The 16,404-nt window shown below is 63.7% G+C and carries 15 protein-coding genes; 2 read left to right on the top strand and 13 right to left on the bottom strand.

All coding sequences use genetic code 11. From position 1 onward, the window contains the following. Window positions 1–4 precede the first annotated feature (4 nt). From ACIGJE_RS26800 to ACIGJE_RS26785, 4 genes are all read right to left on the bottom strand, one after another. Window positions 5–2,500, bottom strand: a complete 2,496-nt coding sequence (locus ACIGJE_RS26800; RefSeq protein WP_483680879.1) for an ATP-binding cassette domain-containing protein — start codon at window positions 2,498–2,500, stop codon at window positions 5–7. Between the two features lie 164 nt (window positions 2,501–2,664). Then, window positions 2,665–3,690, bottom strand: coding sequence for a sugar ABC transporter substrate-binding protein (locus ACIGJE_RS26795; RefSeq protein WP_149250226.1), 1,026 nt, complete (start codon window positions 3,688–3,690; stop codon window positions 2,665–2,667). Between the two features lie 162 nt (window positions 3,691–3,852). After that, window positions 3,853–4,791, bottom strand: coding sequence for a threonine ammonia-lyase (locus tag ACIGJE_RS26790; protein WP_483680876.1), 939 nt, complete (start codon window positions 4,789–4,791; stop codon window positions 3,853–3,855). Next, window positions 4,781–5,872 carry a succinylglutamate desuccinylase/aspartoacylase family protein gene (locus ACIGJE_RS26785; protein WP_483680874.1) on the bottom strand — a complete coding sequence of 364 codons (1,092 nt, stop codon included), beginning with the start codon at window positions 5,870–5,872 and terminating at the stop codon, window positions 4,781–4,783. Before ACIGJE_RS26785 ends, ACIGJE_RS26790 begins: the two co-directional genes overlap by 11 nt. Window positions 5,873–5,992: 120 nt before the next feature. Here ACIGJE_RS26785 and ACIGJE_RS26780 point away from each other — a divergent pair, with 120 nt between their 5' ends. Beyond that, complete coding sequence (locus tag ACIGJE_RS26780) at window positions 5,993–6,796, top strand: IclR family transcriptional regulator (RefSeq protein ID WP_149250228.1); 804 nt, start codon at window positions 5,993–5,995, stop codon at window positions 6,794–6,796. 276 nt (window positions 6,797–7,072) lie between these two features. On the opposite strand, the gene proX is transcribed toward ACIGJE_RS26780, so the two are convergent. Genes proX through ACIGJE_RS26765 form a run of 3 tightly spaced genes read right to left on the bottom strand, consistent with a single transcriptional unit; the run spans window position 7,073 to window position 10,300 of the window. Continuing rightward, a complete protein-coding gene (proX, locus tag ACIGJE_RS26775; protein ID WP_311939634.1) occupies window positions 7,073–8,110 on the bottom strand; it encodes a glycine betaine/L-proline ABC transporter substrate-binding protein ProX in 1,038 nt (345 codons plus the stop codon). After that, window positions 8,107–9,099, bottom strand: coding sequence for an ABC transporter permease (locus ACIGJE_RS26770; RefSeq protein WP_367625809.1), 993 nt, complete (start codon window positions 9,097–9,099; stop codon window positions 8,107–8,109). Before ACIGJE_RS26770 ends, proX begins: the two co-directional genes overlap by 4 nt. Window positions 9,100–9,103: 4 nt before the next feature. Further along, entirely contained in the window at window positions 9,104–10,300 is a 1,197-nt protein-coding gene (locus ACIGJE_RS26765; protein WP_311939639.1) for a quaternary amine ABC transporter ATP-binding protein, read from the bottom strand. A gap of 203 nt (window positions 10,301–10,503) precedes the next feature. Between ACIGJE_RS26765 and ACIGJE_RS26760 the strand changes: the two genes are divergently transcribed. After that, entirely contained in the window at window positions 10,504–11,139 is a 636-nt protein-coding gene (locus tag ACIGJE_RS26760; RefSeq protein WP_415082170.1) for a cysteine hydrolase family protein, read from the top strand. A 17-nt stretch (window positions 11,140–11,156) separates the two neighbouring features. Here ACIGJE_RS26760 and ACIGJE_RS26755 read toward each other — a convergent pair whose 3' ends face one another. The 6 genes from ACIGJE_RS26755 to ACIGJE_RS26730 are packed head-to-tail and all read right to left on the bottom strand — an operon-like array spanning window position 11,157 to window position 16,359. Continuing rightward, window positions 11,157–11,471 carry an NIPSNAP family protein gene (locus tag ACIGJE_RS26755; RefSeq protein ID WP_311939643.1) on the bottom strand — a complete coding sequence of 105 codons (315 nt, stop codon included), beginning with the start codon at window positions 11,469–11,471 and terminating at the stop codon, window positions 11,157–11,159. Then, complete coding sequence (locus ACIGJE_RS26750; protein ID WP_311939645.1) at window positions 11,468–11,872, bottom strand: carboxymuconolactone decarboxylase family protein; 405 nt, start codon at window positions 11,870–11,872, stop codon at window positions 11,468–11,470. The genes ACIGJE_RS26755 and ACIGJE_RS26750 overlap by 4 nt, the downstream gene beginning before the upstream one ends. Before the next feature lie 17 nt (window positions 11,873–11,889). Next, window positions 11,890–12,702, bottom strand: a complete 813-nt coding sequence (locus ACIGJE_RS26745; RefSeq protein WP_311939647.1) for an alpha/beta fold hydrolase — start codon at window positions 12,700–12,702, stop codon at window positions 11,890–11,892. Continuing rightward, window positions 12,699–13,781 (bottom strand): LLM class flavin-dependent oxidoreductase, encoded by a 1,083-nt coding sequence (locus ACIGJE_RS26740; protein ID WP_311939649.1) that lies wholly within the window; start codon window positions 13,779–13,781, stop codon window positions 12,699–12,701. The genes ACIGJE_RS26745 and ACIGJE_RS26740 overlap by 4 nt, the downstream gene beginning before the upstream one ends. A gap of 48 nt (window positions 13,782–13,829) precedes the next feature. Beyond that, entirely contained in the window at window positions 13,830–15,341 is a 1,512-nt protein-coding gene (locus ACIGJE_RS26735; RefSeq protein WP_367625806.1) for an aldehyde dehydrogenase, read from the bottom strand. 4 nt (window positions 15,342–15,345) lie between these two features. Next, window positions 15,346–16,359 (bottom strand): flavin reductase, encoded by a 1,014-nt coding sequence (locus ACIGJE_RS26730; RefSeq protein WP_415082174.1) that lies wholly within the window; start codon window positions 16,357–16,359, stop codon window positions 15,346–15,348. Window positions 16,360–16,404: the final 45 nt, after the last annotated feature.

The raw sequence follows: 16,404 nt of genomic DNA, 5'->3' as shown, positions 1-16,404 counted from the left end.
GCTCCTATCGCTGCCGGATGTTTGCCAGGGGACCGGCCGGTTTGGCCGTCGCACGATCGCCGAATGCCAGCGCCATGACCTGTTCTTCGCTCGCCCCGCGCGCGAGTTCGCCGACCGAATGGCCTTGGCGCATGACCACGATGCGATCGGCGACGCCGAGCACCTCCGGCAGTTCGCTCGACACCATCAGGATGGCAGCGCCCTCTTGCTTGAGCCTGGCGATGAGGCGGTGCAGCTCGGATTTGGCACCGACGTCGACGCCGCGCGTCGGTTCGTCGAGCAGGATGATCCTGGGTTTGGTCGCCAGCCATTTGCCGATCACGACTTTCTGCTGGTTGCCGCCGGAAAGCTCGATCGTCGCCTTCCCAGGCTGTGCCGGGCGCACGCCCAGCGAGCCGATCAGCTCGCGCGCCAGCGCGGCGATCCGCGCCGGGGAGAGAATGCCGAGGCGGCTATGGCCCCGGATCCAGGCCAGCGAAAGGTTGTCGCTGACCGACATGGTGCCGACGAACCCTTCCAGATGGCGGTCCTCGGGAATGTAGACGATGCCCGCGCGATTGGCGGCCTTGAGGTCCCCTCCCCGCTGGGGCGTGCCGAAGATGGTGATCGCCCCGGTTTGCGGCGCGCCCATGCCCGCGATCAGGCGCAGCACTTCCGAGCGGCCGCTGCCCATCAGGCCGGCCAGTGCGACGATCTCGCCGCGATGCACGTTGAGTGAAGCGGATTTGAGCCGCTTGCCGTCGGATAGCGCCTCGACCTCGATGGCCCTTTCGCCGATATCGGCCTGGCGATGGGGGAAGACGTCGCCGACGTCGCGTCCCACCATCATCGCGACGATCTCGGCCTCGCTCGTTTCGGCGGCGCGGCGCTCGCCGATGAACTTGCCGTCGCGCAGCACCAGGACACGGCTGCACAGGTTGAAGATCTCCTCCATCTTGTGGGAGATGTAGAGGATGCCGGCGCCGCGGGCCTTGAGCCTGTCGATCAGCCCATAGAGCTGGTCGCGCTCGCGGTTGGAGAGCGCGCTGGTCGGCTCGTCCATCACCATGAACCAGGCATCGGACAGGACCGCGCGCGCGATCTCCACCATTTGCTGCCGACCCACGGACAACGTGCGAAGTTCGACGTCGACCGCAATGTCGAGCGAGAACTCGTCCATGACGGCCTGGGCTTCGCGGCGCATCCGTGCCCGGTCGAGCAGGCCCAGGCGCGTGCGCGGCTCGCGGCCGACGAACAGGTTCTCCTCCACCGTCAGGTCGGGCGACAGGCTGAAATGCTGATGGATGACACTGATGTCGCGCGCCTCGTTGGAGGAATGAAAGTCGACCGTCTTGCCGTCGATGACGATCTCGCCCTCGTCGGGGCGATAGATCCCGGAGATGCATCTCACCAGGGTCGACTTGCCGGCCCCGTTCTCGCCGGCGAGCGCGACCACCTCGCCGGACGAGACAGTAAAGGACACGCCGTCGAGCGCCTTGACGCCCGGAAACAGCTTGCCGATCCCGCGCAGGACAATGCTGTGGGCACCGCCCCCGCCGGCGGGCGACGTGGCGAGTGCGCCATCGGTCCTCTTCGGTGCCGTGCGCCGCAAGTTGGAAAACAGGGAGGTCACGCTCTCGGGCTGGCTGGCCAGCACAGCCGCCAGGATCAGCGCCGCGGTGATGTAGTAGATGACGATCTGCGGCACCTGCAGGAAGGACAGGCCGGTATTGATCACCCCGAGCAGCATGGCGCCGAGCGCCGTTCCCCAGATCGAGCCTTTGCCACCCGACAGTTTCGTGCCGCCGATGATGGCGGCGGTGATCGCGGTGAATTCCAGGCCCGTGCCCGCCAGAGGCTGGGCGGAGCCGAGGCGGCCAATGGTGAGGATGGCGCCGAGCCCCGCCGTCGCGCCGGCGATGAGATAGACGGAGATGCGGACCGGGCCGACCGGCACCATCGAGGCACGGGCGGCCTCGGCATTGCCGCCAACCGCATAGATCCAGCGCCCATAGACGGTGCGCTTGAGCACGAACCACCAGGCCAGCAGAACGACCAGGGCGATGACGACGGACACCGGCAGCAACCCGAACGTCTCCCGTCCGGCATAGAGCACGACAGGATCGGCGATGGTGATGCTCGATGCCCTGGACAGGCTGAGCGAAAGGCCACGGGCGAAAGCCATGGTGGCAAGCGTGGCCATGAACGGCGAAATACCGGCGAACCCGATCAGGATGCCGTTGAGGAGACCGATGAGCGCGCCGCTTGCGATCGCCGTCGCCAGCGTCAGCACGGCCGATCCGGAAGCGGCATGGACGAGGCCGGCGGCCACCCCGGCAAAAGCCAGCGTGCTGCCCACCGAAATATCGATGCCGCGTGCGATGATGACGGCGGTCATCGCGAAGGCGATCAGGGCAATCACCGAACTCTGCTGAGCGATGCTGACGAAATTGCCAGCCGTCAGGAAACGCGGATCGATCCAGCCGAACACGACGACCGCGAGCACGAAAACGAGGATCAATACCGGCTCGTTCCGCCTGAAAAGGCTCGATAATCTCAGCTGGGACATGATTTCCCCCAATAGGGACCGGGCCGGTCGTCATCTGCGGCGCGGCGAGGCGCGCTGCCGCACACAGGCAGGCGGCTGCCGGCACGGATCGGCCGCGCCGGCAGGTGGCGTTCGGCCTATTTTCCGACCGTCATGGCCGAGACCGGTACCTTGGGACCGAGCTGCTCGGTGTAGTTCTTGGCCTCGATGGCCTGCTTGTCGGTGTTGATATGCTCGAAGTTCAACCCGGCTGCCTTGAGCTTCTTCGCGGTTTCGTCGGAGGTGACGAAATAGGTCGGCATGTAGAGATCCTTCGGCAGCTTCTCGCCATTGGCCAGGCGGGTCGCGACCGCGATGTTCCAGTAGCCGACGCGATTGGCGCCGGTGAGGACATCGAGCACCATCTTGCCGCTGTCGATCAGTTCCTTCATCTCGGCATCGCCGTCATAGCCGCCATAGATCAGGTTCGAACCCATCGAACTGGCGACCGAATCCGCCGCCAGGCACAGGCTGTCGGAGATGCAGGCGATCGCCTTGAGGTCGGGATAGGTCGTCAGCCAGGTCTGCGCAGCGTTCGTCGCCTTGGCGGCATCCCAATTGGTCGGCTCGACGCCGACGATCTTGATCTTGGGATATTCCTTGGCCAGGGTTTCGACGAAGCCCTTTTCGCGGGTGTCGGACACGAAATTGCCGCGCGAGCCGACGAGCAGGGCGATCTCGCCCTCCCCGCCGAGCGAGGCACCGATGGCACGGGCCACCATCGCCATGTTCTCATAGTCGGGATAGAGAGTGGAATAGTTGCCGTCCGCCTCCACCTTGTTGCCCATGGTGACAACGGGGATACCGGCTGCGAGCGCCTTCTTGATCACCGGTACCAGGGCATTCTTGTCGAGCGGGTCGACCAGAATGGCGCTGACGCCCTGGTTGATGAAGTTCTCGATGATGGCGACTTCCTTCTCGAGGCTTCCTTCCGCGCTCTGCCAGGTGGAGCGCACGCCATAATCCTTGGCAGCGACGTCGCCCGCCTCCTTCATGCGCACATAGAAGGAGTTTTGCAGGTCGATGGCGGCGACGCCGAGGACCTTGTCCTTGGCCTGCGCCAAAGACGGCATGGCAAGCGCGAACGCGAGCAGCGCCACCGATGTCTTGAAGATGCTACGCATATGAACTCCTCCTTTGCCTGGATGGCCTTTGGTCTGGACTTTTACGTGCTTCTTGTTTGGACGTACTTCTTGTTTGTCTTGACCGTGCGCCGCCTTCCTGCGAGGCGTTTCTGGCGGCATGAGATGCGGCGCAGCATTGCGCCGGTCGTGCAAAATCCTGCCTCAGGCGGAAAGCCCGTCCACGCCCGCGCCGCAGACCAACCCGGCGACGCGCTCGCCGGGTTTGGGCCTGACAGCACCGGCCATCAGCGCCGCCAGCGAGGCCGCGCCGCTTAGATCCGCGGCGATGCCGAACTCGAACCAGAGAAGCTCGGCAGCGCGTTGCATCGCCTCGTCGCTGACCAGGACGATGTCATCGACATGGCGCCGTGCGATCTCGTAGATGCTCTCATCCGTGCGGCCGCAGGCCATGGTGGCGACGCGCGTGGTCACTTGCGGCAGACGCACGACATGGCCGGCAGCGAAACAGGCATGGAGGGTCGGCGAACCCACCGGCTCCACGCCGACGATGCGGGCCTTCGGCTTCATCGCCTTGACGACCTGCGACACCCCGGCGATGAGGCCGCCACCACCGACGGCGATGATGTAGAGATCGGCGTCCGGAATCTGCTCCAGCATTTCGACGCCGATGGTGCCCTGCCCCGAAACGATGGCATCGTCGGCGAAGGGGTGCATGTAGAAGGCGCCGCTCTCCCGGGCATGGGCCGTCGCGGCCTGGTGGGCCTCGTCCCATACGGCGCCGGCATAGCGCACCTCGGCGCCCAGTTTGCGCAGCTTCTGCTCCTTGAGCGGGCTGGCATTGGTTGGCAGGAAGATGGTGGCCGGCACGCCGCTCTGGCGGGCCATATAGGCGGTGGCTAGGCCATGATTGCCGCCGGAGGCCGCGACCAGACCCTTGGCGATCGCATGGGCGGACAGCGATTTGACCCGATTGACGGCGCCGCGGATCTTGAACGAGCCGCTGACTTGCAGGCATTCGAGCTTGAGATGGGTGCCGCTCGGAATGGTGGCGTCGGAGCAATGCTCGAGCCTGAGAACGGGCGTCCTGCGGATATGGGGCCTGACGCGCTCGACGGCGGCCTTGATCGCCTCAACGCTCATCGGCTCGCCCCTTCAGTGCAAGCGCCTCGGGATATTCGTCGGCGATGACGAAGCAGCAATTGCCCGGCCTGACCCGGCCCGGCTGGCGCTTGGCGAAGACAACGCCGTCAATGGCGTAGCGAAGCTCGACAGGCTCGCGGGCCGGCGAACGCGGGAAATGGATGCGGCCGGCAAGCTCGCCTTTCCTGGCAATCGTACCCAATTGGCCGATCGGCTCGAACACACCGTCATCGTCGGCCAGGATATAACCCCGGCTGCCGGGCACCTTGAGCACGCGCTTATTGGCCCCTTGGGGCAGTTCGGGCGGCCCCTTCAGGACGCCGGCATGTTTGAGGACATTGCGAATGCCGCGCCGGCAGATGGCAAGGGCGTCCTGGCTGACCAGGCCTCCGCCGGCCATTTCGGTGCCGATGACGACGAGGCCCTGCAGATTGGCGGCGGCGGTCGCCGTGCGCGTCTCGCCCAGATTGTCGACCATGACCACGGTGGGAGCGCCGAAGGCGAGCGTCGCCTCGATGTTGAGCCGGTGTCCCTCGGGCGTCGGCGACGGCTCGATGATGGCGCTCGGCAGGATCATCAGCGAGGACCCGCCCGAATGCAGGTCGAGGAAGTAGTCGGCGAGCGGCATCAGGCAATCATGGACATAGGCCGCGATCTGCCTGGTGAGCGTACCGTCGAAATCGCCGGGAAAGCAGCGATTGAAGTTCAGCCCGTCAACTGGCGAGGTGCGCGTTCCCGCTTCGACGGCGCGGATATTGATCGCGGGTATGGCGATGATGCGACCCGAGACTTCCGAGGGTTCGATGTCGCGCAGCAATTCGCCGAGCGCCAGGGGACCTTCATATTCGTCGCCGTGATTGCCCGCCTCGATGAGCACCGTCGGCCCGCTGCCACTCTTGATGACGGCCAGCGGCACCTGGACTGCGCCCCAGGCGTCGTCGTGGGGAGACTGGGGCACGCAGAAATAGCCGATCTGCTTGCCGGGCTGTTCCAGGTCGACGGTCGTGAACACACTGTTTCTGCGTGGGCTCACCGGCTTTCGGCGGGTCGGCTCCGAAGTCCCGGCCATCAAATCCGTCATGGGCTTCTCCCTTTCGCCCAGATGATGATGGTTTTATATATGATGTCAAGTTTGAATATAAAACCATAGGCACAAGCCGAGAGAATTCTCTATGGTCTGCGCCCATTGAGGGAATCGCGCATGAGCAGCATCGAAGACCGGGAAAAGCCCGCCTATTCCGCACCGGCACTGACCAAGGGACTCGAGGTTCTGGAACTTCTGGCAGAGGCTGGGGTGCCCTTGACGATGAAGGAGATCGCGGATGGGCTCGGCCGGTCGAAAAACGAGATCTTTCGCATGCTGGTGGCCCTCCAGGAGCGCGGCTATATCGAGCGCGATCCGGAAACCGATGCCTTCTACCTGACCGATCGTCTGTTTAAGCTGGGGCTGCATACGCCGCGCCAGCAGGACCTCTTGACGGCAGCCATGCCGGAACTGGCGGCCATTGCGCTGGAATGCCAGCAATCGCCTCATCTGGTGGTCGTCAATCACGGCCTGACCGTCGTCATCGCCGCGGTGCCCGGCGGCGACGACATGTCCTTCACGCTGCGCCTTGGTTATGGACGCCTTGCGACGGATTCGACCTCCGGCCAGGTCGTGCTCGCCTTTCAGCCACCTGCCGTCGCCAGGAAGGTCATCGAGGAAAGCCAGGGGCGCAGTGCCGTCCCGATCGATCGTGCCGCATTGGAAGCCAATCTTGCCGCCATTCGTGCCCGAGGGCACGAACTGCGCTCAAGCCGGGATTTCGTCGGCATCACGGATATATGCTGCCCAATTTTCGGTGCCGACGGCTTCGCCGCCGCGTCCATCATCATCGCCTATGTCAACCGGCACGCCCACGACAACCAGGCTCGGCACGAAACCACGCTTGGGGTATTGCAGGCCTCCTGCAGTCGCATCTCGGCAAAACTCTCGCCCCGGCTGCGTGTTCAGCATCCTGTCTGATGCCGTCCTCCTCGCTCGCCGGTTCTCGATTCGTCGCTTGCAGAAGCGCTTTTCGCTGGCTCGGCCCGCGCGTGAGCCCGTGGAACAAACGGAAGGGCATATTCCGCCCTCCGGGTCAACGAGAAGCCGCGCCATGATGGGGTCTTCCATCCAACTGGTTGCGAAAGCCCCGCCCTCATACCTTTCATCGTGATCCGGCCGAACGCGGCCAACCCGGTCGCATCGGGCCTCCCCGCCGGGAGCGACCAATCGCCCCCTCCCGGCGAGCGAGGTGGCTCACTTGGTCGCGGCGCTGATCCAGCGGTCGAACTCGCCCTGATTGGCAGCAATCCATTCGCCGGCGATCTTCTTCATGTCCGCATTTGTCTTGGCACCCTTGCCCAGGGCCCCCTCCCACTCGCTCCATGTATTCAGCGGCCACTTTGCCTGCGCAACGAACTTTCCGACTGCCGGATTGGCGGCCAGGAATTCCTTGTTGGCAAGGGTGCGCCAGTTCCATGGGCCGACAGCCATCCGGCACGGGTTTTGACCGCCGGCGCAGCCTGCGACATCCGGCACCTCATGCGTTTTCGGCTTGTTCACGCCCGGCGGCAGGGCGTCGTAGGGTATCGGCAGCCAGACCACGTCCTTGGCCGGCTTCAAGCGGTAGACGATCCAGGACGGGCTCCAGGTGTAGAGCAGGATCGGTTCGCCCCGGTCGGCTCTGGCGAATGCCTCGGCAATCAGCGGTTCATACTTTGCACGGATCGAGCGCACAGTGTCGCTCAGGCCGAATTCCTTGACCTGGAAATCGACGACATCGCCACATTTCCAGGCCGGGTCGCAATTGATCAGATTGGCCTTGCCATCGCCGTCGCTGTCGAACAGCGCCGCGATTTTCGGGTCCTTCAATTGGGAGACATTGGTGATGTTGTGGGCTTCAGCGGTCTTCTTGTCGATCATATAGCCATTGATGCCGCCCCCGATGATCGTGCCGTCACTGATCAGTTCGGCGGCGTCGGCGACCTTCTCGATGGCCGGCTGGGCCTGCGGCCAGTTGATGTCGCCGGTCATGTCGAGGTCGCCTTGCGAAATGGCCTGCAGGATCGCCGACATGTTCATCGTGGACAGTTTGACCTCATAGCCGAGCTTTTCGAGGCCGGCGATCAGGATCTGATCCTGAACATAGTTCGCGCCGAGGCTGTCGGAGGACACGAAGCGAATGGTCTTGCCTTCGCCGGGGCTGCCCTGAGCCAATGCCGGTCCGGCGATCAAGGCCGAGAACAATGCCGCAGCGCAGGCAACGCCTTTCCATGTGGTGCGCAACACGATCATACGGTTTCCTCTTCTGGAGATGCTGCCGGCCTTTTTTGAGACAGAACCGGTTTGTCTGGTCGATGAGCTGGATGCGGGCGGGCCCGCGACGGCGTGATGGGGCGCAACAGCCGCGACAGCGTCGCCCGCAGGCTTCCACCCTCAGTCGCCCTGTCTTGACGGGCGAGGCCCTGTGTCATGCGGTCGAGCACCATGGCAAGCAGCACGATGGCGATGCCGCCGACGGCCGCCATGCCGACATCGAGGCGGCCAAGCCCCTGCAGCACGACCAGTCCCAGCCCTTCGGCACCGATCATCGCCACGATCACCGACATCACCATCGCCGTCAGCACCGTCTGGTTCAGGCCCCCCAGGATCGTCGGCATCGCCAGGGGCAGTTGGACCTCCCACAGAAGTTGGCGATCGGTGGCGCCGAACGCCCGGCCGGCCTCGACCATCTCGGCATCGACCATGCGGATTCCCAGATTGGTGAAACGGATCAACGGTGGCACCGCTGCCACGATCACGGCGACACCGCCTGCAATTGTGCCGACACCGAACAGCATGACCACAGGCACGAGATAGACGAAGCTCGGAGTCGTCTGCATCACGTCCAGAATTGGACGAACCACCGCCCAGGTGCGATCGCTGCGCGCGCACAGAACCCCGAACGGAATGCCGATGATCACACAGATCACGATCGCGGTGGCGATCAGGGACAGCGTCGTCATGGCATCGGACCACAAACCGATGAAGGCGATGAACACGAACGAAACGAGCGTGAAGATACCGACGCCACGCGAAGCGACGCGCCACGCAACCAAAGCAAACAGTACGGACAGGATCGGAAACGGGATCAGATGCAGCAGTCCATTGATCGCGTTGAGCAGCGTCTCGACCGGCCATTTGATCGTCTGGAACAAGGGACGGAAGTGCAGTGCCAGCCAGCGGACGCCGTCCTGGATCCACTGATCGAGCGGGATGACGTAGAGGTTTTGGACATCGAACATGGGGTCAGCCTCCCGTCATCCGGGACTGCGCGGGCGCAGCGGCAGGCGTTGCGATGCGTCCGAGAATCCGCACCGGGTCGACCCGGCCGAGGAACTGGCCATCGTCATCCACGACGGCAATGGGCCGATCGGCCCGGTAGATGCCGGCAATGTCGGCCAGGCGGGCAGTATGGCGAACCGCTTCGTAATCCTGCGTCAGCAATTTCCTTACATCCATGCCACGACGCAAATCGCCGATACGGGTACCGTCGATCACGCCGGCGATGCGATGGCGCTCGTCGACAACGAATGTGGTGCCGCTCTGGCCAGCCATGTCCGCTGTTTCATGGCATCCGTTCAGGGCCAGGGGCTGGCAAGGCTCCATGACGGAGGCGGCGTCGAACAGCCGGGCCCGGTCGATATCGCGGGTGAAGGCCGCAACATAAGGATGTCTTGGATCGAGCACGATCTCCTGCGGCGTTCCTTCGCGCATCACCATGCCATCGGCCATGATCGCGACGCGGCTGCCCAATTTGAGAGCTTCCTGGAAATCATGGGTGATGAAGAGGATCGTTTTTTTGAGCGTGCGTTGCAGACGCAGCAATTCGTCCTGCATCTCGCTGCGGATGAGGGGATCAAGGGCGCTGAAGGCCTCGTCCATGATCAGCACGTCGGCCTCCGTGGCCAGCGCTCGCGCGAGACCGACGCGCTGGCGCATGCCGCCGCTGAGCGCCTTGGGCAAGTGATTGGCCCAGGCCGACAACCCGACGACATCCAGGACCTCGAGCGCCTTCCTGCGGCGCTCGCCTGCGCCAACTCCACGCAATTTGAGGCCAAACTCGGCATTCTCGATGACGGTGCGGTTGGGCAGCAGCGCGAAGTGCTGGAACACCATGGAAACCCGGGTTCTGCGGATTTCACGCAGACGGGCCTCGCTCGTCCCGGTGACCGGCTCGCCATCGATCGTGATCGTGCCCGCATCCGGCTCGATCAGTCGGTTGATGCATCGCGCGAGCGTCGACTTGCCGGAACCGGACAGACCCATGATCATGTAGATCGATCCGACAGGCACCGAGATCGACACGTCACACAGCCCAACGACCTGCCCTGTTCTGGCCAGCACCGTTTCCTTGGTCTCACCCGACTTCAAAAGGTCCAGGGCACGATCCGGCGCGTTGCCGAAAATCTTGTACAGATTTCTGATCGCTATGCGGTCCGTCACGTCGTTCTCCGTTCCCCTGCAGGCCTTGCGCAAAGTTTTGGCCAATGCTGCATGCCGCCATTCCAGCCAGTAAAAGGCCCGCACCGAGGATCGTCTTCCATCGCGTCGGAGGAGCAGCTTGCCTGTGTATCCTAGGAAAGGCAGCATGCGCGGTTGCGCGGTACCATCGTAATTAGTTTTGGGACATCATCGGGAGGAAATACGTGCTCGCGTCACTGACCAATCCAGCCCTTGTGGTCGTGGACATGCAAAACGACTTCGTTCGCATGGGAGCTCCCATGGAAGTGCCTGCTGCCCGCGGCACGATTGCGCCGATCCGAGCCTTGCTGGCTGGCTTCCGCAGCCGCGGTCGCCCGGTGGTCTTCACCCGCTATGTCGCCGACATGCGTTACAGGCCGCTCGCAGCCAAGCTCGACTGGCTTGGCCTGCTCGATGCGCCGACCAGGGCCTGTGTGCCAGGCTTCCAGCGTAGCTATGGCGATGTGGACGGCACGCGCGACGCAGCCGCCGTCATCGATGAACTGCCGCCCCACGCCGGTGAGCCGGTTATCGACAAGATCTATTTCAGCGCCTTCCACGAAACCGATCTGGACGCTCGGCTGCGTGAACGCGGCATCGACGGTCTGGTCTTTACGGGAACTGTGACCGAGATGTGCGTCGAGGATAGTGCCCGACACGCGGTGCACCATGGATACCCCACGATCCTGGTCAGCGATGCGGTGTCGTCAAATCACCCGCCGAGCCACCAAGCGACACTCGATGCTTTTGCCCGCAACTATGGCTGGGTCATGAACAGCGCTGAAGTCCTGGAAACGTTCGGAATGCAGGCAACGACGTAACCTCTCGAACATCCAGGCTAGCGCAGCGGTGAGAAATCCGTCGGTATCAGAATACGGTTTTCCAACGTGTCGATCGTCTCCGTCAACTTCGCCGTGAAAGCCTGCCAGGCGGGATCGGCGGCCAGCCGGCGACGCCGCTCGGCTCGGTCGTTCAAGTCCTGATAGCCCCACAGATGCACGACGTGATTCAACGGCCCGATCTCGGTCTGGAAATAGCCGATGAGGTTGCCGAGGATCGGCTGCTGAATGGCAAGGCCTTCCTCCCGCACCAGTTGGAGATAGCGCGAGAGCTTGCCCGGCTTGATCTTGTAGATACGCTCTTCGACGATCATGTTTCTTCCGGTGCCTCCCCGGCCTCCGCTGCCATCTCCTGACGTACGGTGCGGGCAACGCGGAAGGCTTCCACGCCCGCCGGCACGCCGCAGTAAACGGCGATCTGGATCAGTGCGGCCCGCAATTCCTTGTCGGTCAAACCGTTGCGGATCGCGCCGCGGAAATGCACCTTGAATTCATGCATCCTGCCCAACGCCGCCAGCATGCCCAGGTTCAGCAAGCTGCGCTGGGACAACGACAGACTGTCGTCGGTCCAGCACTGGCCCCAGCAATATTCGTTGAGGACATCCTGGAATGGCGCAGAAAATTCATCGGCATTCGCGCGTGCCGCATCCACATAGCCGTCGCCAAGAACGGTCCGGCGCACCTTTTCGCCCTGCGCCCGAAGATCCTTGTCCATGTCCAACTCCCGACCCATCAAGAAAGGAAACTTCGCATCAGCCGAGCGACCTCGGCCGGTGCCTCGATCAGGATCGAATGACGCTTGCCGGACAGGATGTCCAGCCGTGCGTTGGCAATGCGCTCATGCATGAGCCTGGCCATGCGCGGATTGGAGCCCTGGTCCTCCTCCCCCGTCGCAATCAGCGTGGGGCAGGCAATTGCACCGATTTCGTCGCCGAAATCGCTTTCAGCGAGCACTCGATAAGCCGCCGCATAGCAATCGGGATCATTGGCCGCATTGCGCTGGCGCAGCCTCGCCATCAGGTCCGGATTGGCGTGCTGGAATGCCTCGCTGAACCAGCGGCCGACAGAATTGTCATAATGCGAGCCCGGTTCCTTGGTCTGAAGCAAGCGCAAGCGGTTGAGCACGCGTTCCTTCTCATCCTCGTTGCGACCGGCAACGGTGGCGAGCAGCAAGAGGCTCTCGATACGGCCAGGATGATCAAGTGCTGCACGCTGGGCGATCAGGCCACCCAGCGAAAAACCGGCGAGCGCGAACCTGCCGAAGCCGGCATTGTCGGCCAAAGCGAGCAGCTCGCGCACGAAATCATCAATCTCGTAGCGCCCCTTTACCCGCGCCGAGCCACCGTGGCCGCGCAGGTCGAAGCGCAGGATGCGAAAATGCGGCGCAAGGCGCTCCACAACGCCGTCCCAGGCCTCGAGATAGGAACCAACCCCGTGCACGAGGACGAGGGGCCGCGTTCCTTCCCCCTCGAGCCGGTAGCGAATAGCGACGCCATCGATGTCGAGTGTGGTGTCGATCGTCGTGGATGCCAGCTTCATCATCATGCAATTGCCCGTGCCCGCTGCTTCGCGGCGTCGCGTTCGCGCGCCGCAAAAACCGGCATGACCTCGCGGGTGAACAGGTCCAGCGACTTCTTCTGCACCTCGATCGGCAGGTTGAAGGCCAGGCCGAGGCAGAACTGGTCAACGCCGGCGGCCTCATAGACCAACAGCTTCTCGATCACCTCGTCGGGCGTGCCGAACAGGAGGTTGTCGCGGATCGCCTGCGGATCGTATTCGCTGCGATTGGCAACCGTCTCGTAGGGCACCGCCTTGGGGAAGCCGTTGGTCACCGTGCCGATATTCTGGAACAGGTTTTCGAAGGCGCGGCCATAGTCGATGCTGGCACGCACCGGCACTTCCCACTCCTCCGGGCGAGCGTAAACACAGCTCCGGCGCAACATCATGAAACGGGGACGCGCCACATTCGAATGGTCGGAGACGGCCTTGTTGAACTTGTCGGCCAGGATACCAACCTCGGCCATCGGCCGCGACAGCGGCGTCGACAGGATGTTATAGCCGTTGCGCACGGCCCAGTCGAAGGTGCCGGGGTCGCGCGCAGCCACCCAGATCGGGGGAGACGGCTGCTGCAAAGGCTTGGGCACGGAGGTCGCAAGCGGGAACTTGTAGTACTTGCCCTCATGGGCATAGTCGCCCGCCCATAGCTTTTGTACCGCCGGCAAGAGCTCCTGCATGTAGGCAACCCCTTCCTGCTGGGGAATGCCACCGGCCATGCGGTCGAACTCATACTGATAGGCGCCGCGGGCAATGCCGAATTCCAGCCTGCCTCCCGTGAGGTGATCGCAGAGCGCCGCCTCGCCGGCCAGGCGCAGAGGGTTCCAATATGGCGCCACCACAGTAGCCGTTCCCAGGCGAATCCGCTCGGTATGGGCGCCCCACCAGGTCAGGATCTGGAATGGATTGGGAGCAATCGTGAACTCGATCGTGTGATGCTCGGCGGACCAGACCGTCTCGAAGCCCCCGGCATCGGCCATGCGCACGAGCTCGAGTGTCTCGTTGACCACTTGCTGCATGGGCTTGTCGGGGCTGAACCGCTCCATGGCCAGGGCGATGGAAAACTTCATGACGAATACCTCTTCAGATAATGCGGCCGCGTCGATGCGCGAAGGCCGTCAGCGCAGGCGGATGACAAACGGGTCCTGGGTGGCGCCGGAATAATCGAGGACGACGTTCTTCAGGCGGGAGAACTCGCGCATGACCTCGAAGCCGCCGCGCTTGCCGTAGCCGCTTTCCTTGAAGCCGCCGGAGGGCGACATGTAAGCAGCGGAGCGATAGGTATTGATCCACACCGTGCCGGCATCGACATTGCGGGCAAAGCGCATGGCCCGGTCGATATCGCGCGTCCAGATGCCCGCTGCGAGGCCGTAATTGGTGTCGTTGGCGAGCGCGAGCAATTCGGCCTCGTCGCGGAACGGCACGACGCCGACGACCGGGCCGAAGATTTCGTCGCGCATGAAGCGCATGTCGTTGCGGGCCTCAGCCAGCACCGTGGGTTCGTAGTACCAGCCCTTGGCAAGTGCTTCGTCCTGGGGACGACGACCGCCAATCGCCAGGCGGGCCCCATCCGCGACGCCATAGCCGACATATTGCTCGACCTTGGCGAGCTGGGCCTCCAGCGCCAAGGGCCCGAGTTCGGTGTCCTCCACGGCCGGGTTGCCGATGCGGATGCGCGACGTCCGCTCGACAAGCCGCTCGAGGAACTCATCATAGATAGCTGCCTCCACGAAGCAGCGCGATCCGGCGATGCAGGTCTGGCCCGCCGCGGCAAAGACGCCGGCGACCACGCCGTTGACGGTCCGGTCGAGATCGACGTCGCCGAACACGACATGGGGTGATTTGCCGCCGAGTTCCATCTGGGTGGAGACAAGCCGGCCTGCGGCATTGGCGGCGATGCGCCGTCCCGTCGCGGTGCTTCCGGTGAAGGTGATCTTGGCGACGTCGGGATGCAGGGTCAGGGCCTCGCCCGCGGTGGCACCACCGCCTGTCACCACGTTGAAGACACCGGGGGGAAAGCCGGCGCGGTCGATCAGTTCGGCCAGCGCCAATGTCGAAGCCGACGTATGCTCGGAAGGCTTGGCGACGATGGTGTTGCCGATCGCCAGGCACGGCGCCAAAGTACCGCTCAGCAGCATGAGCGGCGAGTTCCAGGGCGAGATCATGCCAATCACGCCGATCGGCTCGCGCAGCGTGAAATTCAGCATGTCGAGCTTGTTGACGGGAATTGTCTCGCCATGCAGCTTGTCGGCCATGCCGGCAAAGTAGAGATAAGTGTCGGGTGCTGCGCGCATCTGGGCGCGCATTTCCTTGAGCAGCTTGCCATTGTCGCGCATCTCGATCGCCGCCAGTTCGTCGGCGTTCTCGGCGATGAGGTCTGCAAGCCTGCGCAGCATCCTGCCACGCTCGGTTTGGGTGATGCGGCGCCAGGCCGGATCCCTGAAGGCCTTCTTCGCGGCCTGGACTGCGGCGTCGACATCCTCGGCGTTACCGTCGGCTGCCATGTACCAGGGCTCGGCCGTGGTCGGATCATAGCTTGGTAGGTAGCGGCCCGAACTCGGTGCCACACGCTCGCCTGCGATATACAGGTCCTGGCGCGACCCTTCGATCGCCTTCAGCGTCAGTTCCATCGTATCAGCCTTTCGTGATCAGGGTATCGGCGGTCACGCCGTTCGGCGCACGCCAGGGGCGCGGCGCGCCATCGATCATCGCCACGCGGCCTCCGGCGCTGGAGTCGACATAGATGCCGAAGCGGGCCTCGCTGCGCTCCTGCAGATAGCGGCGCAGCATGGCCCTGATCTGCCGCACCGGGATCCGATCCCAGGGAAGGTCTTCCGCGGCGAAGAACGTCAGCGACCGCGGCAGTTCGGGCAGCGTCCGCAGCGTGGCGGCCAATTCACCCCGGTAGACGATGTAGCCCGGCTCACGGTCGGCGACATCGAACACCGAATAGAGGAATGCCTCCTCGGTCAGGAGGGCGACGGCCCCCTTGTCGTCAAGGGCGACTTCGTTGCCCGGCTTGCGGTACCTGGCCGTTGGGAGTTCCCAGCCGCCCCTGCCGTCATCGCGCAGCAGGATGCGCCCCTCATGCTCGACGAGATAGCCGATCATCATGCGATGCGAGGGTGTCCAGCCCTGGGGCATCGGGTGCGCGACGGTGACATAGCTGCCCCGGCAGAAGCCAAGCGGCGGAACCGGGCTGGTGCCGAAGGCGCGCACATGTCCGATCAGGATCATGTGATCGCCGGCATCGACGCGATCGTGAACGGTGCAGTCGAACCAGGTGAGACTGTCGGTGAGGACCGGCGTACCAGTATGGACTGTGTCGTGGTTGATCGCGTCGAATTTGGTCGCCGACTTCGAAGCGAAAACGCTCGCGACATCCTTCTGGTGCTCGTGCAGGACGTTGACCGCGAAATGCTCGGCGTCGCTGAAGACGGGAAAGCTGCTCGCTTTCTTTCCTATGCATACGAGCAAGAGCGGCGGATCGAGCGACACCGAGGTGAAGGAGTTGGCGGTCATGCCGCGCGGCGTTCCATCCGCCTCGCGCGTCGTCACGACCGTCACACCGGTCACGAAGGTGCCGAATGCCCTGCGCAATTCGACGGGATCGATCGGGCTTTGCTCTTGTTCAGTCGTGGTCACCATGCGCCCTGCCTTTCCAGCTTCCGGAAAGGATAGGGACGGCGGGCG

The sequence above is a fragment of the Labrys sp. E2SS-1L genome, from assembly GCF_057073705.1.
Note: the sequence above shows the minus strand (reverse complement) of the source record. Positions and strands in the feature narration are given on the sequence as shown.

Coding starts and splice junctions, on each gene's coding strand:
- ACIGJE_RS26755 (WP_311939643.1), bottom strand. CDS start 11,471: ATGATCGTCGAAGAGCGTATCTACAAGATCAAGCCGGGCAAGCTCTCG.
- ACIGJE_RS26785 (WP_483680874.1), bottom strand. CDS start 5,872: ATGACGGATTTGATGGCCGGGACTTCGGAGCCGACCCGCCGAAAGCCG.
- ACIGJE_RS26740 (WP_311939649.1), bottom strand. CDS start 13,781: ATGAAGTTTTCCATCGCCCTGGCCATGGAGCGGTTCAGCCCCGACAAG.
- proX (WP_311939634.1), bottom strand. CDS start 8,110: ATGATCGTGTTGCGCACCACATGGAAAGGCGTTGCCTGCGCTGCGGCA.
- ACIGJE_RS26745 (WP_311939647.1), bottom strand. CDS start 12,702: ATGATGATGAAGCTGGCATCCACGACGATCGACACCACACTCGACATC.
- ACIGJE_RS26730 (WP_415082174.1), bottom strand. CDS start 16,359: ATGGTGACCACGACTGAACAAGAGCAAAGCCCGATCGATCCCGTCGAA.
- ACIGJE_RS26770 (WP_367625809.1), bottom strand. CDS start 9,099: ATGTTCGATGTCCAAAACCTCTACGTCATCCCGCTCGATCAGTGGATC.
- ACIGJE_RS26795 (WP_149250226.1), bottom strand. CDS start 3,690: ATGCGTAGCATCTTCAAGACATCGGTGGCGCTGCTCGCGTTCGCGCTT.
- ACIGJE_RS26790 (WP_483680876.1), bottom strand. CDS start 4,791: ATGAGCGTTGAGGCGATCAAGGCCGCCGTCGAGCGCGTCAGGCCCCAT.
- ACIGJE_RS26735 (WP_367625806.1), bottom strand. CDS start 15,341: ATGGAACTGACGCTGAAGGCGATCGAAGGGTCGCGCCAGGACCTGTAT.
- ACIGJE_RS26750 (WP_311939645.1), bottom strand. CDS start 11,872: ATGGACAAGGATCTTCGGGCGCAGGGCGAAAAGGTGCGCCGGACCGTT.
- ACIGJE_RS26780 (WP_149250228.1), top strand. CDS start 5,993: ATGAGCAGCATCGAAGACCGGGAAAAGCCCGCCTATTCCGCACCGGCA.